This window comes from Mesorhizobium sp. B2-4-14, from assembly GCF_006442155.1.
GTDB lineage: Bacteria > Pseudomonadota > Alphaproteobacteria > Rhizobiales > Rhizobiaceae > Mesorhizobium.
The window spans coordinates 14,232-32,217 of the sequence record NZ_VFVA01000018.1 but is presented as its reverse complement, the minus strand read 5'-3'; the positions used below and the strand labels follow the sequence as shown (position 1 = coordinate 32,217).

The window sequence follows — 17,986 nt, the reverse complement described above, 5'->3', positions numbered from 1 at the left end:
GCGGTGCCCGGCCTCAGCCGTTCGGCGCTCCCGGAGAAAGATGCGCGCGCTGGCGCGGCACACCAAGCCCGGTATCCGGCGGCTCGCCCGCTGCGGGCCTGTTCTCGATCATATGGACGGTGCGCCAGCCACCAAAGCGGTAATAGGCCGCGGCCAGAACCAGCGAGGTGATCGAACCCGCCGGGAAACTCCACCACAGCGCCTCCTCGCCGATCACACCGCGCATGAAATAGGCAAAGCCGGTGCGCACGACCAACACCGAGATCACCAGGATGATCAATGGCGGCATCACGGCACCGGTGGCGCGCACCGTCGCGAACAGAACGATGGTGGCGCCGAACAGGATGAACGACCAGGACGCGATATTGTTGATGTGGGCGGCAATGTCGATCGCCGCGCTGTCGCTGCTCAGGAACAGGCTGAGGATCGAGCGGTCGAAAACCCAAAGCAGCGCGACCAGGGCGCCGGTCAGGACGAGATTGAAGCCGACGCCGGAGGCAGCGACGCGGCCGATCCGGTCCCAGCGGCCGGCGCCGACATTCTGCGCCGCCATGGAGGAGACCGCGGCGCCGATGGCGAGCGCCGGCATCTGGATGTAAGTCCACAGCTGCGCGGCGATGCCATACGCCGCGGCGACCTGCGACCCGTATGAATTGACGATGCCCATCACGGTCAGCGCGGCCGCCGAGATGACGATCATCTGCAGGCCCATCGGCACGCCCTTGAAGACGACGATGCGCAATAGGGTGGGGTCGGGCCGCAGCAGGGCGAGGTTGGCGCCGGCCAGCCGCAGCGGATGCTTGCGGGCGTAGAGCACGACAAGGATGGCGATCACGCTCACCGTCTGGCCGATCAGCGTCGAGGTCGCCGATCCGGCGATGCCGAGTTCGGGAAACGGGCCGATGCCGCGGATGAGCAGGGGATTGAGCACAATGTCGAGCATGACCGCGAGCGCCATGAAGATGAAGGGCGTGCGCGAATCCCCGGCGCCGCGCAGCACGGTCATGACGAAGGACAGAAGGTTCATCATCGGCACGGCGACGAAGATGATGCGCAGATAGGAACGCGCCAGTGGAAGCGCGTCGGCCGGAGTGCCGAGCGTGCGCAAAATCGCATCGACCCAGATCCAGCCGCAGACCGCGAAGACCACCGATATGAGGAAGAAGAACGTGGCGCTTGTGCCGACGATGCGGCGCGCCTCGGGCAGGTCGCGCGCGCCGACCGACTGCGCCACCAGGATGGTGGCCGCCATGCCGATGCCGAACACGGTGCCAAGGATCAGGAACAGGACGAGGTTGGCGTTGGACGTGGCGGTCAGCGCCGATTCACCAAGGAAGCGGCCGACCCAGACGGCGTTGATCGACCCATTGAGGGATTGCAGCACGTTGGAGCCGAGGACCGGCAGAGCGAACAGCAGGAGTGTCCGCGGGATCGGACCGCTTGTCAGGTCGCCGGTTCGCCGGCGTGAGGGCATTTTTTCGTCCATGGCTGGCAATTCGGTGAAGACCTGTTTGAACCCGGTTGCGATGATTGCAGATTGAACCGGACAGGTCGATGTGAAGCGTCCAGGCCGTGGTCCAGCCGGTGAAGAGATGGCCGGTCTGGACACTGCCGCCTGAACAGATACAGCGTCGGCTGGAACTGGCAAGTCCAGGACGGCTTGCCGCCCGGCCCGCGTCCGCGCCGCAAAAGACACGCGCGACCGCACGGCACGTCGGATTGGATTCCATAGCCGGCGTGGTCGAGCCCGTGCCGCCAAGCGAGGCGGAGATGTTGAGTCGGGTCTTTACGATTTGCGGGCGGACGCGCTCGGCGCGCCCGCCCGCATGCGGCATTACTTCTTTGCGAGACCCGGAATTGTGACCTGATAGACCAGGAACATGGTGTCGACATCGGCGCCATCGTCGGCCTTGTAGGATGCGCCGACCTGGAAGCCGTCCTGGGTCAGGAAGTCGTTGTCATTGGCGACGAACAGGAAATAGTCGTCGGGCAGCTTCGGATCGAGCACGCTGGCAAGCGACATTGCTTCCCATTTCTCGGAAAGCTCGTTGCGGTCCTTCGCCCCGCCATTGTGCAGGCCGAAACGGCCGAGCTCGGCAGCGTCGTTGATGTCGATGAACGGCATCAGCTTGGCCGGCGTCACCGACGGATCGAGCACGCCCTTGGGCGCCACCGGCTTGTCGGCGGCATCGAAGGCGCCGCCGGCGATGTCGGTCGCAGCGGAGACATCGACGATGTTGATCCGGCGGTAGAGCGAGGCGTCACCTTTTGCCAGCCCCTGGCCGTTGCCGCTGTCGCGGGCCAGCATCAGGAACGCCGTATCCGACAGTGCCACGATCTCGCTTTGCGCGGCGACCTTGGTCTTGCCCTTGGCATCCTTGAACACCGGCAGCGGCACGACATATTCATGCGCGAGCTTGAGGTGGGCGAGATCGGAGGCGCCATAGACCAACGCCCTGGTGTTCTGCCGCGTCGCAGGGGAATCGCCGCCATCCTGCCTGGGCGCCGACTGCAGCACGGCGATCAGGAACTTGCGGTCCGGCGTCATCGCCATGCCTTCCAGGCCCTGGTTGTTCTGGCGGCCGGTCTCGGGATCCTTCGGATCAGGATCGGCAGCGCCCGGACCTGGATTGTCCGAGGAGAAATTCGGCGCGCCCTTGCGCATCGGCACGAGGGCGGCGGGCGGCTGGGTCGCGGACATCAGGCGGCCTTGCGCCGAGAAGCGGTAGATATTGGGGCCATATTCGTCGGAGATGAACATCGAGCCGTCGGGAAGCCGCACGATCGCCTCGTTGTCGAGGGCGAGCTTGCCGTTGGTAGCGACAGGCAGCATCGGCATGTCGCCGGCGGCCGGGCGCACATCCGACAGCGGATCGAGGCCGGTGGTGTCGGCGCCCTTGTCGTCGGTGAGCAGCATCGTGTCGGCAAGCGTCGCCTTGACGGCGGTCTGCTCCTGGCCGGCGGCGGGTGCCGCGCCCGGCGCGATAGGTGAGAACTCGATGCCGATGGTGTTGACGCGCGCACGGTAGTCGGTCGTGCCGGCAACGTTGTAGCCGCGATCCGGCAGCAACCAGAGCGAACCCTTGTAGCCGGCCGCGTCACGCGTCCAGCCTGACGTGTCGATCGCCATGCCGGAGCCCGAGCCGAACGTCTCGCCGAACTTGTCGCGCTGCGCGGCCGGAATGCGGCCGACGCCGACCAGGCCCTTGTTGACGAAGCTGGTGCCGCCGACGGCCGCGGTGGTCTCGGCGAGCGCCGGCGTGAGGGCGGTGAACAAGGCCAGCGCGACGGCGAGCGACGCGGTTCGGTGCGGGTGATTCATGGACAATCCTCTTTGTGACGAAGCATGCCGGAGCGGCTGAACGACGAAAACGGAAAGAGGTGCCACATCGATGATGCCGCGCGCGCCTCCCCGGAAGCGATCTAAGGGGTGAACATGATGCTGGCGTGACAGCGGGCGGCGCATCCCTGCCGGCGTTTCATGCATCGATGAAAGGCGGGATAGCGCGAGAGGCTTGATCTGCATCGGGCGCATTCAGCGCACTAGACACTTATGTCCAGTGCGTATATGGTGCCGGCTTCGGACAGATCGGGAGGGAAGGCCTTGAAGCCGCATTATCGCGCAGTGGTCATCGGAGGTGGGGTGGTCGGCGCTTCGGTGCTCTACCATCTGACGCGGTTCGGCTGGCCGGATGTGGCGCTGATCGAGCGTGCCGAGCTGACCGCGGGCTCTACCTGGCACGCCGCGGCCGGTTTCCATGCGCTCAACGCCGATCCCAACGTCGCGGCGCTGCAGGATTACACCATCAACCTCTACCGCGAGATCGAGGCCGAATCCGGCCAGGAAATCGGCCTGCACATGACCGGCGGCGTCAACATCGCCAGCGATCCCGCCCGCTGGGAATGGCTGAAGTCGGCCTGGGCGGTGTTCCAGTCTGTGGGCATCGAAACCGCGCGGCTGGTGACGCCGGAAGAGATCAGGGAGATCTGCCCGATCGTCGATGTCGCCGGCGTGCTCGGCGGCCTGCACGATTCCAACGAGGGCCATCTCGATCCCTATGGCACGACGCATGCCTATGCGGGCTCCGCCAGGAAGCGCGGTGCCGATGTCATCCTGCGCAACCGGGTGGTCGAGCTGAAGTCTCGCGCCGATGGGCAGTGGGACGTCGTCACCGAGCAGGGCACAATCGTCGCCGAGCACGTCGTCAATGCCGGCGGCTTGTGGGCAAAGCAACTCGGCCGCATGGCCGGCGTCGACTTGCCGGTGACGCCGATGGAGCACCATTATTTCGTCACCGAGGATATTCCCGAGATCGCAGCGCTCGACAGGGAAATCGGCATCGCCGTCGACCTCGACGGCTTCTCCTACCTGCGCCAGGAGCGCAAGGGCGTGCTGCTCGGCGTTTACGAGCAGAATCCGAAGCACTGGAACATGGATGGCGCGCCATGGGACTACGGCATCGAACTGATCCCGGAAGACATAGACCGTATCAGTCCGGAACTCGCCAAGGCGCATGAGCGCTTTCCCTGCCTTGCAACGGCCGGCATCCGCAAATGGGTCAATGGCGCCTTTACCTTCACGCCGGACGGCAATCCGATCGTCGGACCGGTGCGCGGCTTGAAGAATTACTGGGTCGCCTGCGGCGTCATGGCCGGCTTCAGCCAGGGCGGTGGCGTCGGCAAATCGCTGGCCGAGTGGATGATCTTCGGCGAGCCGCAGGCCGACATTTTCGGCATGGACATTGCCCGCTACGGCGCCTTCGCCGCCAACCGCGAATATCTCAAGCAGACGACGCGCCAGTTCTATTCGCGCCGTTTCGTCATGACCTTTCCCAACGAGCGGCTGCCTGCGGGCCGGCCCTTGAAGCGCCCCGGCGCCTATGACGGGATGGCTGCCGCGGGCTGCGAATGGACGGCCTCATGGGGGCTGGAAATCCCGGCCTATTTCGCGCCGATGGGATTTCGCGAGAACACCACGCTCAAACGCTCCAACGCCTTCGACATTGTCGGCGACGAGGCGCTGCAGGTGCGGCGTGCGGCGGGTCTCATCGATATCTCGGCCTACTCACGCTATGCGGTGTGCGGGCCGGGCGCCGAGGCGTGGCTCGACCGGCTGCTGGCGTGCAGGTTGCCAAAGGCCGGGCAGGCGCGGCTGGCGCCGATGCTCGGGCCGGACGGGCGCTTGAAGGGCGACCTCACCGTGATCAATTGGGGCGGCGACGACTATTGGCTGATGGGCTCTTACTACCTGCGCGAATTCCACATGCGCTGGTTCGAGGGCCAGGCGCGAGAGGACGTTACGGTCACCGACATTTCGGACGCCATGAGCGGCTTCCTGCTGACGGGGCCGAATGCGCGCAAGATCCTGGAACGCACCACGCATCAGGATGTGTCGGCGGCAGCGCTGCCGTTCATGGCCTGCGGCGCGTTCGACATCGGCATGGTGCGTGCGCGGGTTGCCCGCCTTTCCATTGCTGGCGAACTCGGCTTCGAGATCAGCTGCCCCGTGGCCATGCACGCGACGCTGCGCCAGATGCTGCTGGCCGCCGGCGAGGACCTTGGTCTGGTGGAGATCGGCTACTACGCGCTCAATGCATTGCGGCTGGAGAAAAGCTTCGGCATCTGGTCACGCGAATTCACGCAAGGCTACACGCCAGGGCAGACCGGACTCGACCGCTTCATCGCTTTCGACAAGGGCGATTTCGTCGGCCGCGACGCGACGCTGAGGGAGCGCGAGGCGGGTACCTCGCAGCGGATCGTGACGCTGGAGATCGACGCCGTCGATGCCGACGCCAGCGGCTTCGAGCCGGTGTGGCTCGACGGACGGCGAGTTGGCTTCGTCACCTCGGGCGGCTTTGGCTACACGATCGGCAAGAGCGTCGCGCTGGCGTTGGTGGACGACGGTTTTGCCGAGGAGGGGACGGCGCTTTCGGTGCACATTGTCGGCGTCGAGCGGCCGGCGCGGGTCATCGCGGCCTCGCCCTACGATCCCTCGGGCAAGGCGATGCGGCAATGAGGAGGATTTTCGATGGTCGATGACGCGGCACGAGACGCCAGGCGCGAACGCCGGCGTGGACGGACAGGCGAGGCCGGCAGCGAGAGCAGCCGCCGGCCGAATTACCGGTCGCTGAAGAACCCGTTCCTGCCGCAGCCGATCTTTTCGGATGACCAGGTCGCGGCGATCCACGACACGGCGCTGCGTGTGCTGGAAGAGCTCGGCATCAAGGTGCTGCTGCCGCAGGCGCGCGACTATTTCGCCCGCGCCGGCGCGCTGGTCGATCCGGACACCGACATGGTGCGCATCGGCCGCGACATGGTGGCGGCGGCGCTGGCTTCCGCGCCGCGATCGATCCATGCTCATGCCGGCGCGCGTGACCGCGACCTGTCCCTCGAACTGGGGTCGATGACGTTCCTGGCCGGCTCCGGCGCGCCCAACGTCACCGACCTCGTACGCGGCCGGCGGCCTGGCACGCTCGAGGCCTTCGAGGAGTTCATCAAGATGGTGCAGCATTTCGACGTGCTGCACATGCTGGGGCCCTGCGTCGAGCCGCAGGACGTCGACAACCGTTTCCGTCACTATGCCGTCAACCGCGCGCAGCTGACGCTGTCCGACAAGTTCCCCTTCGTGTTCGCGCGCGGCACGCCGCAGGTCGATGACAGTTTCGAGATGGTCAGGCTGGCGCGCGGCCTGTCGCGGGACGAATTTCAGTCGAATGCCTGGTGCTACACCGTCATCAACACCAACTCGCCGCGCCAGCTCGACATACCGATGGCGCAAGGCATCATCGATTTCGCCAAGGCGGGCCAGGTCTCGATCATCACACCGTTCTGCCTGGCGGGGGCCATGGCGCCGATCACGGTGGCCGGCGCGCTGGCGCTGCAGCATGCAGAAGCCCTGGCCGGCCTGACGCTGGCGCAGATCGTGCGGCCCGGCGCGCCGGTGGTCTATGGCTCCTTCTCCTCCAATGTCGACATGAAGTCCGGAGCGCCGGCCTTCGGCACGCCCGAGCACATCAAGGCGACGCTCGGCGCCGGCCAGCTGGCCCGTTTCACCGGACTTCCCTGGCGGTCCGGCGGCGGCAGTGCCGCCAACATCTCGGACGCGCAGGCGGCGCATGAAACGCAGTTCGCCTTGTGGGGCTCGGTGCTGGCCGGCGCCACCGTCTGCATCCACGCGGCCGGCTGGCTGGAGGGGGGCTTGAGCGTCTCGCTGGAGAAGCTGGTCACCGATGTCGAAGCCCTGCAGACGATCGCCGAACTTTGTGCCGCGACGCCCGGCGACAGCGATTCCATTGGGTTCGAGGCGATCGCCGAAGTGCAGCCGGGCGGTCATTTCTTCTCGGCCGGCCATACCATGGCGCGCTACCGCACCGCCTTCTACGAGCCGCTGGTGGCCGACTGGTCGAATTTCGGCAACTGGACACAAAGCGGTTCCAAGACCGCCACCGAACGCGCCACCGGCATCTGGAAACGCATCCTCGCCGATTTCGAGCCGCCGGCGACGGCGGTAGCCACGTCGGGCGTGCTGGACGAGTTCATCGCGCGGCGCACCGAGGAAGGCGGAGCAGCACCGGTGTCGTAAGACACCAGAGATACGAGAACGCCTGACGGAGTCGCAACTTTCGCTGTGTGACCAGTGTCTTGCCATTGGCAATTGGCGCATGCCGTGCAGAAATGAGCGGATGCGCGAAGCGTTGATCGCATTGGTGATCTTCCTGTGTCTGGTGGCGGCGGCGTTCGCCAGCATGGCGATCTGGCCGACATTGCCGGCCAAACATCGCGACGACGACACGAACACCGTGGTTCGGCTCACCGCCAATCTGTTCGGGGTCATGACGTCGCTGATGCTCGGGCTCATGATCAACTCGGCCAGGAACACCTACGAATCGATCGACCGCAACGTGCACGCCTATGCGACCGAAATGATCCTTCTCGACCGGTCGCTCCGCCAATACGGGCCTGAGACCGACGTGGTGCGCCAGCCTCTTGGCATCTATGTGCAGCGCGTGACGGGTCAGGACTCGCCGACCCATGAAACGCCAATCGACGCCAACCGGCTATCGGAGCACCTGCTCATTGAGATCGGCAATAGGCTGAGTGCGCTGATACCGGCGGATGACGCGCATAGCGCCTTGCTGCAAGATGCCCGCCAGCATCTGCAGAAGGTGACGGAACTACGTTGGGTTCTGATCGAGCAGTCGGAGAGTACGATCCCCGTGGCGCTGATTGTCATGCTGGTTGCCTGGCTGGTGCTGATCTTTGCCGGTTTCGGCTTCAGGGCACCGCGAAACGCGATCACCATCGGCACCTACGTGGTGTCGGCAGCCATGATTGCCGGGGCGATCTACCTGATCTTCGACATGGATCTGGCATTTTCCGGCCCGATCCAAATATCGACGGCACCGCTGGAGAGGGCGCTGGCCGAATTGCAACGATGATGCGGAACCGGCGCCGTTCCCGGGCATTCACTGGGACTAACCACGGAGGACGACATGGGTTTCGACCAGTATCACGAACCGCCACAAGAACTGTCGCAGCAAGTGCGGACCTTTGCCCGCATGATCACCTCGCTGATCGAGGAGGCGGAAGCGATAAGCTGGTACGAACAGCGCATGGCGGTGGAGAAGGACCCTCAGGCCAAGGCGATCATGCAGAACGCGCAGAGCGAGGAATTCAAGCATTTCGGCATGGATCTCGAATTCCTGCTGCGCCAGAAGCTGGACTGGCGGGCGGAACTGAAGGAAATCCTGTTCACGACGGACGATATCGTGAAGGCCGGCGAGCGGGGCGAGAAGAAGGTGGATTGAGGGGCTGCGGCCAGACGGGGCCGGCAGAACTCACACCGCCGCGACAAACCCGTCCAGCACGCGTTTCTGGCCGGCCTTGTCGAAGTCGATGGTCAGCTTGTTGCCTTCGATGGCCGAAATGTTGCCGTTGCCGAATTTCTGGTGGAAGACACGGTCGCCGACGCTGAAGGGCGACGGCTTGTCGGCGACGGATTTGGCGACCAGTTCGCCGTCGATGGTGCGGCCTTTCACGCTCGTGCGGCCGGCGCCGTAGCCGGAATCGGTCTCGCCATAGCCGATGCGCTCGACCTGATGGCCGGAGCGCGTGCCCCAGTTGCGGTCGGTCGCCTCGGTGCGGTTGGCCTGCGCCCGCTGCCAGCCCGGCGTCGAGTAGGTGTTGGAGAAGGCGCCGGATTTTTCCGTGCCGCTGGCGTTGCCGCCGATATTGTCGAAGCGCGAGGCGCCGTAGGGATTCTGCCTTCCTGCCCCTTTGCCGCCACGGCCCGACGCAAAGGAACCGCCGCCATAGGGATTGCCGTAGCCGCCATAGGAGTTGCCGGCTTCGGCGATCTCGACATGGGCTTCCGGCAGTTCCTCAAGGAAGCGCGACGGGATGGTCGATTGCCACAGGCCATGGATGAGGCGGTTGGAGACGAACCAGAGGTGCAGGTTCTTCTTGGCCCGTGTCAGGCCGACATAGGCCAGCCGCCGCTCTTCCTCCAGCCCGGAGCGGCCGCCCTCGTCGAGCGCGCGTTGATGGGGAAAGAGGCCTTCCTCCCAGCCGGGCAGGAAGACGGTCTCGAATTCGAGGCCCTTGGCCGAATGCAGCGTCATGATGCTGACGGCGTCCTGGTCGGCATTCTGCTCGGCATCCATGACCAGCGCGACATGTTCGAGGAAGGAGCGCAGCGACTCGTACTCCTCCATCGAGCGGATCAGTTCCTTGAGGTTCTCCAACCGGCCGGGCGCCTCGACCGAACGGTCGTTCTTCCACATGTCGGTGTAGCCGCTCTCTTCGAGAATGGTCTCGGCAAGCTCGGTGTGCGGCTTGTTTTCCAGCGCCTTCTGCCAGCGTTCGAAATTGGCGGCCACTTCGCGCAAAGCGGCGCGGGGCTTCGGCTTCAGCTCGTCGCTTTCGGCCAAAGTCGCCGCAGCCTCCAGCATCGGGATGCGCAGCGCGCGCGCCGTGTCATGGATCTGGCGGATGGTGGCCTCGCCGAGTCCCCGCTTGGGGACGTTGACGATACGCTCGAAGGCAAGGTCGTCGGTACCATTGGCAACGACGCGGAAGAAGGCCAGCGCGTCGCGGATTTCCATGCGCTCGTAGAAGCGCGGACCGCCGATGACGCGGTAATTGAGACCGAGCGTGATGAAGCGGTCTTCGAAGGCGCGCATCTGGAAGGAGGCGCGGACCAGGATCGCCATGTCATTGAGATTGTGCTTCTGACGCTGGTAGGCCTCGATGGTCTCGCCGATGGCGCGGGCTTCCTCCTCGGAATCCCAGGCCGCGTGCACATTGACCTTGCCGTCCTCGGGATCGTCACGGTCGGTGAACAGCGTCTTGCCGAAGCGGCCCTCATTGTGGGCGATGAGGTGGGAGGCGGCGCCGAGGATATGCGCGGTCGAGCGGTAGTTGCGCTCCAGCCGGATGATGGTGGCGCCGGGAAAATCCTTGTCGAAGCGCAGGATGTTGTCGACCTCGGCGCCGCGCCAGCCGTAGATGGACTGGTCGTCGTCGCCGACGCAGCAGATGTTGACTTTGTTATCGCTCACGGGCTGTTCCGCGCCTGCCGGCGCGGGCCCTCCGCGCGGGCCTCGCAACGGCTCGGACGCCCGGTCGGGCTTGCGGCCCTCGGCCGATTGGAGATCGCTTGTCGGGGGTGTGCGCGAAACCTGCGGCCTTTGCGCCAACAGGCGCAGCCACATGTACTGGGCGGTGTTGGTGTCCTGGTATTCGTCGACGAGGATGTATTTGAAGCGCTTGTGGTATTCCTTCAGCACGTCCGGATTGGCGCGGAAGATGCGTATCGGGTGGCAGAGCAGGTCGCCGAAATCGCAGGCGTTCAGCGTCCGCAGCCGCTCCTGATAGGCCTTGTAGAGTTCGCGGCCCTTGCCATTGGCGAAGCTGCGCGCGTCGCCCTCGGCGATATCGGCCGGACCTTGCCCCTTGTTCTTCCAGCCGTCGATCATCTGGGCGAACTGCTTGGCCGGCCAGCGCTTGTCGTCCAGGCCTTCGGCCTGGATCAGTTGCTTGATCAGCCGCACGACGTCGTCGGTGTCGAGGATGGTGAAGTCGGAACGCAGCCCCGCGAGTTCGGCGTGGCGGCGCAGCAGCTTCACGCCGATCGAATGGAAGGTGCCGAGCCAGGGCATGCCCTCGACATTGCCTTCGCCGATCAGGATGCCGATGCGCTGCTTCATCTCGCGCGCGGCCTTGTTGGTGAAGGTCACGGCCAGGATCTGCGACGGGAAGGCCTTGCCGGTGGCGAGGATGTGGGCGATGCGGGTGGTCAGGACGCGCGTCTTGCCGGTACCGGCGCCGGCCAGCACCAGAACCGGGCCCTCGGTGGTTTCCACCGCCAGCCTCTGCTCGGGGTTCAACCCCCTGAGATAGTCGGGCGCGTTGTTATGGGCGCCGCGGGCGGCCATGGCGCGCGCGGCAATACCCGACGGGGCCGAGGGCCGCGCATTGGGTTCGTCGAAAAAGGGCATGTCTTCGGAAAAGCCGGACATCTCCCCCGAATGTAGTGATTCGGTGGCGAAAGACCAGAACTGTCTACGTTTTGTTCCCGGTAAAGTGCCGAGAAGGCCGCTCAGGCCTTGCGGTAGCCGAGAGCGACGAAAAATCGCTGCCCTACCGCACGCGCCTCGTCGGTTATCGCCGCGCCCAGAGCGACCTGCATCTGGTCGTAATAGTGGCTACCGGCAGGTGAGGCCAGGAAAGCTTCGTAAAGGCCGAGATCATCAAGCGACAAGTCGCGACACGCGAAAGCAGTATTTTCCATGATCCGCTTTTCGGCTTTCTCGCGAATGTTACCGGCCTGCTTATGGCAAGATGGATTGCCACCTTGGCGTGTGGGCCAGCTTGACAGGCGGAGCGGGTGAGGGAAAGCTGAACAAAGGGCAGGGACGTTGCCCATGGCCGCCTCGCTGGCGTGCAACAGTCGAAGGAGTATCATCTTGGCTGTCTCCATCACCTCCCTCATCCTCTTCCTCATCGGCCTGGCGCTCGGCGCGGGCGGCATCTGGTTGGCTTCGCTGGGCGGCAGTTGGTATTACATCATTGCAGGCCTCGCCTTCCTGATCACCGCCTGGCTACTCTATCGACGCCGGTCCACCTCCCTGTGGCTTTACGCGGCGATCGTGCTCTGCACTTTGGCCTGGGCGGTCTGGGAAACCGGCTTCGACTGGTGGGAACTCGGCCCGCGCGGCGGCATCATCGTGCTGGTGGCGCTGTGGCTTTTGACGCCCTGGGCGAGGCGCGGCCTTGCCGGGCCTGACGGGCGCGCGCCGCTGATCCTGGCCGTGCTGGCATCGTTGGCGGTGGCCGGCTATTCGATGACCGCGGACCCGAAGGACATCGGCGGCGCGCTCGACACCGACAAGGTGATCCCCAATGCCAATCTTGGCGGCGACGTGCCGGCCGGCGAGTGGCACTTCTATGGCCGCACGCAGTTCGGCCAGCGTTACTCGCCGCTCGATCAGATCACACCGGACAATGTCGCCAATCTGCAGCCGGCCTGGACCTACCGCACCGGCGATGTGAAGGGGCCGGACGATGTCGGCGAGACCACCTATCAGGTGACGCCGCTTAAGATCGGCGACACGCTCTACATCTGCACGCCGCACAATTTCGCCATCGCCATCGATGCGGCGACCGGCAAGGAGAAATGGCGCTACGACCCCAAGATCAAGCTCGACAAGGATCGCCAGCACCAGACATGTCGCGGCGTGTCCTACTATGCCGATGCCGCCGGGGCCGTCGGCCAGCCTTGCGCAAGCCGTGTCTACCTGCCGACGTCGGATGCGCGGCTGATCGCGCTCGACGCCGCCAATGGGCAGGTTTGTCCGGCCTTCGCCGAGGGCGGCACGCTCAACCTGTTGACCGGCATGCCTTACCCGAAGTCGGGTTATTACTATTCGACCTCGGCACCGCTGATCGCGGGCGGCAAGATCATCGTCGGCGGCGCGGTCAACGACAATTATTCGACGCAGGAGCCGTCCGGCGTCATCCGCGCCTATGATGCGAGCACCGGCAAATTGCTGTGGAACTGGGATTCCGGCAATCCGGATCAGACCACGCCGCTGCCGGCCGGCCAGACCTACACCGCCAACTCGCCCAATATGTGGTCGACGCCGAGCGCCGACGAGAAGCTCGGCCTGCTCTATGTGCCGCTCGGCAACCAGACTCCCGACCAGCTCGGCGCCGGGCGCAGCGCCAATGTCGAGAAATTCTCCTCCTCTATCACCGCGCTCGACCTCAACACCGGGCAGTTGAAATGGGTGCGGCAGACCGTGCACCACGACCTCTGGGATATGGACGTGCCGGCGCAGCCGAGCCTGATCGACATCACCAAGGGCGACGGGACAGTGGTGCCGGCGCTGGTCGGGCCGACCAAGCAGGGCGACCTCTATGTGCTCGACCGGCGTACCGGCGAACCGATGATACCGGTCAAGGAAATGCCGGCGCCCGGTGGCGCCATCGAAGGCGACCACACATCGCCGACGCAGCCGGCATCGGGCCTCTCCTTCAACCCGCCGCCGCTGACCGATGCCGATATGTGGGGCATCACCATGTTCGATCAGCTGGCGTGCCGGATTGCCTTCCACAAATTGCACTATGAAGGCCGCTACACGCCGCCCTCCCTACAGGGATCGCTGATCTATCCCGGCAATTTCGGTGTCTTCAACTGGGGCGGGGTCGCCGTGGACCCGGTGCGGCAGGTGATATTCGGCATGCCGACCTACCTGGCGTTCACATCCAGACTTATTCCTCGCGCCGACGTGCCGCCGCCGGGCGACGCGAAGGGCAGCGAGCAGGGCCTGAACCGCAATGAGGGCGCTCCCTACGCGGTGGTTATGGGACCGTTCCTGTCGCCGCTCGGCATTCCCTGCCAGGCGCCGCCCTGGGGCTATGTCGCCGGCGTCGATCTGAGGACCGGCGCGATCGCCTATAAGCACCGCAACGGCACGGTCTACGACATGACGCCGCTGCCGCTGCCCTTGAGGGTCGGCGTGCCCGGTATCGGCGGGCCGATGATCACCGCTGGTGGCGTCGCCTTCCTGGGTGCCGCGGTCGACGACTATCTGCGCGCCTACGACCTGACGTCCGGCAAGCAGCTCTGGCGGGCGCGGTTGCCGGCCGGCGGGCAGTCGACGCCGATGACTTATACGGTCGCCGACGGACGCCAGTTCGTGGTCATCGTCGCCGGCGGCCATGGCTCGGTCGGCACCAAGCCCGGGGACTATGTGATGGCTTACGCGCTGCCGAAGTAAGGCAATGCTGGACGAGTGATCGATCAAGTTCTGCCGGAATTGTTGTGCAGGGATTGCGCCAGGGCTGAAATTGCACCTTCTCCCCAGTCACTCCACTGGGAGAAGGTGGCGGCAGCCGGATGAGGGCGGCGCAAAGCCTTCCGAGTCGAACGCCTTAGCCAAGCCCCAGATGGCTCTTCAGGCTCGGCACCGAGCCGAGCACCTCGTTGGTCAAATCGGGGCCGGCGGCGGCTTCGGCCTGCTGGACCAGCGTGGCGCCCGCCTTCTGGATCTGCGCCATGTCGAGGCCGGATGCCTTGAGCGCGGCGAGGCCGTTGACCAGCGCGCCCGCCTTTTCGCCGAGAACACCGCCAAGCGCGCCCTGCAGTGAGGACAGGAAGCCGCCACCGCCGGCTGGGGCGGCGGCCATGACGTCATATTGGTGGGCAAGATCATCGGCGCCGGGGATCTTGGCGAAAAACGAGGAGGCGCTGGTGCCATCGGCCTCGTGCTCCAGCACCGAGAGGATGGTGCCGACGACTTTCTCCGTCGTCGCCTGATCGAGGCCTGCCTTTTGAGAAACGGTGTTGACGATATCCTGGACGTTCATGATCTCACCTCATCCTTGGGTTTTGGTGTTTGCCGGATGGCGCTGGCGGCTGCGAACCTTGACCATGGATTTCCAGCTCGTGGCGACAACGGTCGCGCGCATCGCCAGGATGGCGGCTGCGGCAACCATGAAGGCGGTTGCCAGGATTGGCGAGGTCATGGTCATCGGCGTGTTCCTTTCAGATCGGACCATTCAGGACCGTGGCCGCCCCATGGGGCGGCCGGTTCCTCAGTTTCCCCCACTATTGTGGCAGCGCCATCAAGATTTGTCGCCGATGACCAAAACGTGATGATCGTCCCGCCGCTCGCCCATAGCCGCGCAACCGGAGTGTCACCGAGCCGTGACTGGACGATGTGAGGCTCGCCCCTATCTTGCCAACCGCAAGGCAGTCGAGGCATCGAGATCGAGGAGTGCGTCCATGACGACGACATCCGCAAACACCGGAAAACCCGTCATTACCCAGGCGATGATCGACGCCTATGACGAATACACCCATCTGACGCTCGATCGCCGGCGCTTCATGGAACAGCTGACGAGGCTTGCCGGATCGGGCGCGGCGGCGGCCGCGATCGCGCCGCTTCTGGCTGCCAATTCCGCCCAGGCGGCAATCGTTGCCGACAACGACCCCCGCGTGAAAGGCGAGGACATCACCTATCCCGGCAGCGGCGGCGAAATGAAGGGCTATCTGGTCAAACCGGCAAACCAGACCGGCAAGCTCGGCACCGTCATCATCATCCATGAAAACAGGGGGCTCAACGCGCATATACGCGACGTCGCCCGGCGCGTGGCGTTGGAGGGGTTCGTGGCGCTTGCGCCGGATTTCCTGTCACCGCTCGGCGGCACACCCGCCGACGAGGATAAGGCGCGCGACATGTTCACTCAACTGGACTCCGCGCAGACCGTGGCCGACGGCGTGGCGACCGTCGCCTTCCTCAAGGCCGACAAGGACGGCAATGGCAAGGTCGGCGTCATCGGCTTCTGCTGGGGCGGCGGGACGGCCAACATGCTGGCCGTCAACGCGCCCGATCTCGCCGCCAGCGTCGCCTATTACGGCATGCAGCCGAAGGCCGCCGATGTCTCGAAGATCAAGGCCGCGTTGCTGCTGCACTATGCCGGGCTCGACGAACGCACCAATGCCGGCATCGATGCCTTCAAGAAAGAGCTCGACGCCGCCCATGTCGAGTACACGGTCTATGTCTATGAAGGCGCCAACCATGCCTTCAACAATGACACGTCGGCGGCCCGCTACGACAAGAAGGCGGCCGATCTCGCCTGGGGCAGGACTGTCGCTTTCCTCAAGCAGAAACTGGCATAGCGCGAGTGTCACGCAGCCGGCCGGGTCACCCGGCTGATGGGGCCGGCTTGTGGAAGGCAACGCCGGCCACCACCAGCGCGATGCCGAGGCAATCCCTGAGGCCGGGAACCTGGCGTAGCACGATGACGCCGATCAGCGTTGCCGTGACCGGCAGCAGCGATAGCATCAGCGCAAAGCTCGAGCGCGGCAGCCGTGACATGGCAAGCTGATCGCAGATGTAGGGAATGACCGAAGAACAGATGCCGACACCAATCGCTGCAATGAGAAGCAGCGGTGAGAAGAAGGCGGGCAGCGCGTCTCTGAGGCCGATCGGCAGCACGACGACGAAGGCGACCGCCATGGCGGCGCCGAGGCCCGCTATGCCGTCGCCCGCACCGGCGTGGGCGACGCGGTGGCCAAGAACGATGTAGCCGACAAAGAGCGCGCCGTTGAGGAAGGCCCAGAACAGCCCGACAGGATCGCTGGACCATTTGACGTCGATCAGCAGCAAGGTGCCGCTGACGGCCACGGCCAGGGCGGCCAGGCTGCGAGCGCTTCTGAGGCCGACCAGCGCGACGCCGATGGTGCCGACGAATTCGATCGCCGCCACCAGCGAGATCGGCAGTCGGTCAAGCGCCAGGTAGAACGAACAGTTCATCACCGCCAGGCAGGTGCCGAAGGCCAGCAACAGCAGGCGGGTTGGGCGATCGGCGCGGGCGAAGCTCCGCCATGGGCGCGTCAGCGGCGCAAAAATCAGCGCCGCGCTGGCGATGCGCAGCCATGCCATGCCGAGCACGCCAACATGCGGGAAAAGCAGCACGGCGAAGGCCGGTCCGAGATAGTGGAAGACGGCGCTGACACCGAACCAGACATGCGGCGGCAGGTTTTCCGCTAGGCTGCCGGGCAGGTGGCGGCCGAGGGCAGGGCTGGCGGCAGAAGCTTGCGTTCGATCGTCCATCGGATCAGTATCGCAGGCGTTTTTCGCAGTTTACATGGATAATGGTCGATTATCGGCCGTTTTCATCACTGGAAGCAAGGAGATTTCAATGAAACGTCTTCGAATTGAAAATATCGATCTTGATGCGGCCGACATGAAGATCCTGCGCCTCTTGGAAAAAGACGCACGCGCCAGCACGGCGGAGCTTGCGCGCTCGGTCGGCCTGTCGGCGCCCAGCGTCGCCGAGCGCATCAAGCGGCTCCAGGAAAATGGCGTGATCGAAGGCTATTCGGTGAGGATCAATCCTGCGGCCCTTGGGCTGAAGCTGTCGGCGTGGCTGCGCATCCGGCCGGTGCCGGGACAATTGTCGGTCGTGGCCGAGATCATTCGCGAACTGCCCGAAATCGCGCAATGCGACCGGGTGACCGGCGAGGACTGCTTCATCGCCCTGGCGCACGTCGGCTCGGTCGCCGAACTCGAACGGGTGATCGACCGCATCATCCCCTATGCGATGACGAACACGGCCATCATCCAGTCGTCGCCGGTGACCACGCGTTCGCCTCTGGCGGCGATCCGGCGATCGCCGTGAAATAGCGCGAGGTTATCGGATGTTTCTGCGGGGCGGCTGTGACGAACGGCATCAGCCTCGGGCCGGCTCGCCGGCGTCAGGCATGGCCGCGCTTCAGGCGGGCGCGCTTTAAAATGCTGCGCCAGCGGATCATGTCGAACGGGATCGGCTCATTGTTGTTGGCGATGTGGAAGATTTCGTTGTCGACGTTCTTGAGCGAACGCCAGAAATCATAGTCCGTTATGCGCGGATCGGCGGCCAGCCTGTCCACCTCGACCTTGATGTCGGTTTTCATGCACGTCCCTCGAACCGGCTT

At 64.9% G+C, this 17,986-nt stretch carries 15 protein-coding genes; 8 read left to right on the top strand and 7 right to left on the bottom strand.

What is annotated here, in order from left to right:
- Window positions 1–13: 13 nt before the first annotated feature.
- Both FJ938_RS17040 and FJ938_RS17030 read right to left on the bottom strand, forming a co-directional pair.
- Window positions 14–1,474 (bottom strand): MATE family efflux transporter, encoded by a 1,461-nt coding sequence (locus tag FJ938_RS17040; RefSeq protein WP_246673368.1) that lies wholly within the window; start codon window positions 1,472–1,474, stop codon window positions 14–16.
- Between the two features lie 360 nt (window positions 1,475–1,834).
- Window positions 1,835–3,322 (bottom strand): esterase-like activity of phytase family protein, encoded by a 1,488-nt coding sequence (locus FJ938_RS17030; RefSeq protein WP_140695571.1) that lies wholly within the window; start codon window positions 3,320–3,322, stop codon window positions 1,835–1,837.
- A 282-nt stretch (window positions 3,323–3,604) separates the two neighbouring features.
- Between FJ938_RS17030 and FJ938_RS17025 the strand changes: the two genes are divergently transcribed.
- The 4 genes from FJ938_RS17025 to FJ938_RS17010 all read left to right on the top strand — a co-directional run bounded on the left by FJ938_RS17025 (window position 3,605) and on the right by FJ938_RS17010 (window position 8,807).
- Window positions 3,605–6,016 carry an FAD-dependent oxidoreductase gene (locus tag FJ938_RS17025; RefSeq protein WP_140695569.1) on the top strand — a complete coding sequence of 804 codons (2,412 nt, stop codon included), beginning with the start codon at window positions 3,605–3,607 and terminating at the stop codon, window positions 6,014–6,016.
- 12 nt (window positions 6,017–6,028) lie between these two features.
- Window positions 6,029–7,582 (top strand): trimethylamine methyltransferase family protein, encoded by a 1,554-nt coding sequence (locus tag FJ938_RS17020; protein WP_140695567.1) that lies wholly within the window; start codon window positions 6,029–6,031, stop codon window positions 7,580–7,582.
- Window positions 7,583–7,682: 100 nt separating this feature from the next.
- Entirely contained in the window at window positions 7,683–8,438 is a 756-nt protein-coding gene (locus tag FJ938_RS17015) for a DUF4239 domain-containing protein (protein ID WP_140695565.1), read from the top strand.
- Window positions 8,439–8,492: 54 nt separating this feature from the next.
- Window positions 8,493–8,807: a hypothetical protein gene (locus tag FJ938_RS17010; RefSeq protein WP_140695563.1), complete on the top strand. Its 315-nt coding sequence runs from the start codon at window positions 8,493–8,495 to the stop codon at window positions 8,805–8,807.
- A gap of 30 nt (window positions 8,808–8,837) precedes the next feature.
- Here the strand turns inward: FJ938_RS17010 and FJ938_RS17005 are convergent, their stop codons facing one another.
- Entirely contained in the window at window positions 8,838–11,519 is a 2,682-nt protein-coding gene (locus FJ938_RS17005) for a UvrD-helicase domain-containing protein (RefSeq protein ID WP_140695560.1), read from the bottom strand.
- A gap of 80 nt (window positions 11,520–11,599) precedes the next feature.
- The gene (locus tag FJ938_RS29970) at window positions 11,600–11,980 is read right to left on the bottom strand and encodes a hypothetical protein (protein WP_246673372.1); all 381 of its coding nucleotides are present in this window, start codon (window positions 11,978–11,980) and stop codon (window positions 11,600–11,602) included.
- Between FJ938_RS29970 and FJ938_RS16995 the strand changes: the two genes are divergently transcribed.
- Window positions 11,967–14,282: a glucose/quinate/shikimate family membrane-bound PQQ-dependent dehydrogenase gene (locus FJ938_RS16995; RefSeq protein WP_140695558.1), complete on the top strand. Its 2,316-nt coding sequence runs from the start codon at window positions 11,967–11,969 to the stop codon at window positions 14,280–14,282. The genes FJ938_RS29970 and FJ938_RS16995 overlap by 14 nt on opposite strands.
- A gap of 154 nt (window positions 14,283–14,436) precedes the next feature.
- On the opposite strand, the gene FJ938_RS16990 is transcribed toward FJ938_RS16995, so the two are convergent.
- On the bottom strand, window positions 14,437–14,871 hold the full coding sequence (locus tag FJ938_RS16990; RefSeq protein WP_140607970.1) for a hypothetical protein: 435 nt from the start codon (window positions 14,869–14,871) through the stop codon (window positions 14,437–14,439).
- Between the two features lie 64 nt (window positions 14,872–14,935).
- Between FJ938_RS16990 and FJ938_RS29530 the strand changes: the two genes are divergently transcribed.
- Both FJ938_RS29530 and FJ938_RS16985 read left to right on the top strand, forming a co-directional pair.
- A complete protein-coding gene (locus FJ938_RS29530; RefSeq protein ID WP_181165538.1) occupies window positions 14,936–15,160 on the top strand; it encodes a hypothetical protein in 225 nt (74 codons plus the stop codon).
- 129 nt (window positions 15,161–15,289) lie between these two features.
- The gene (locus FJ938_RS16985; protein WP_140607968.1) at window positions 15,290–16,186 is read left to right on the top strand and encodes a dienelactone hydrolase family protein; all 897 of its coding nucleotides are present in this window, start codon (window positions 15,290–15,292) and stop codon (window positions 16,184–16,186) included.
- Between the two features lie 25 nt (window positions 16,187–16,211).
- On the opposite strand, the gene FJ938_RS16980 is transcribed toward FJ938_RS16985, so the two are convergent.
- Window positions 16,212–17,123 carry a DMT family transporter gene (locus tag FJ938_RS16980; RefSeq protein ID WP_140695556.1) on the bottom strand — a complete coding sequence of 304 codons (912 nt, stop codon included), beginning with the start codon at window positions 17,121–17,123 and terminating at the stop codon, window positions 16,212–16,214.
- Between the two features lie 88 nt (window positions 17,124–17,211).
- On the opposite strand from FJ938_RS16980, the gene FJ938_RS16975 reads away from it, so the two are divergent.
- Window positions 17,212–17,691 carry an Lrp/AsnC family transcriptional regulator gene (locus FJ938_RS16975; protein ID WP_140607964.1) on the top strand — a complete coding sequence of 160 codons (480 nt, stop codon included), beginning with the start codon at window positions 17,212–17,214 and terminating at the stop codon, window positions 17,689–17,691.
- Window positions 17,692–17,767: 76 nt separating this feature from the next.
- Here the strand turns inward: FJ938_RS16975 and FJ938_RS16970 are convergent, their stop codons facing one another.
- Complete coding sequence (locus FJ938_RS16970; protein ID WP_013894716.1) at window positions 17,768–17,965, bottom strand: hypothetical protein; 198 nt, start codon at window positions 17,963–17,965, stop codon at window positions 17,768–17,770.
- Window positions 17,966–17,986 lie beyond the last annotated feature (21 nt).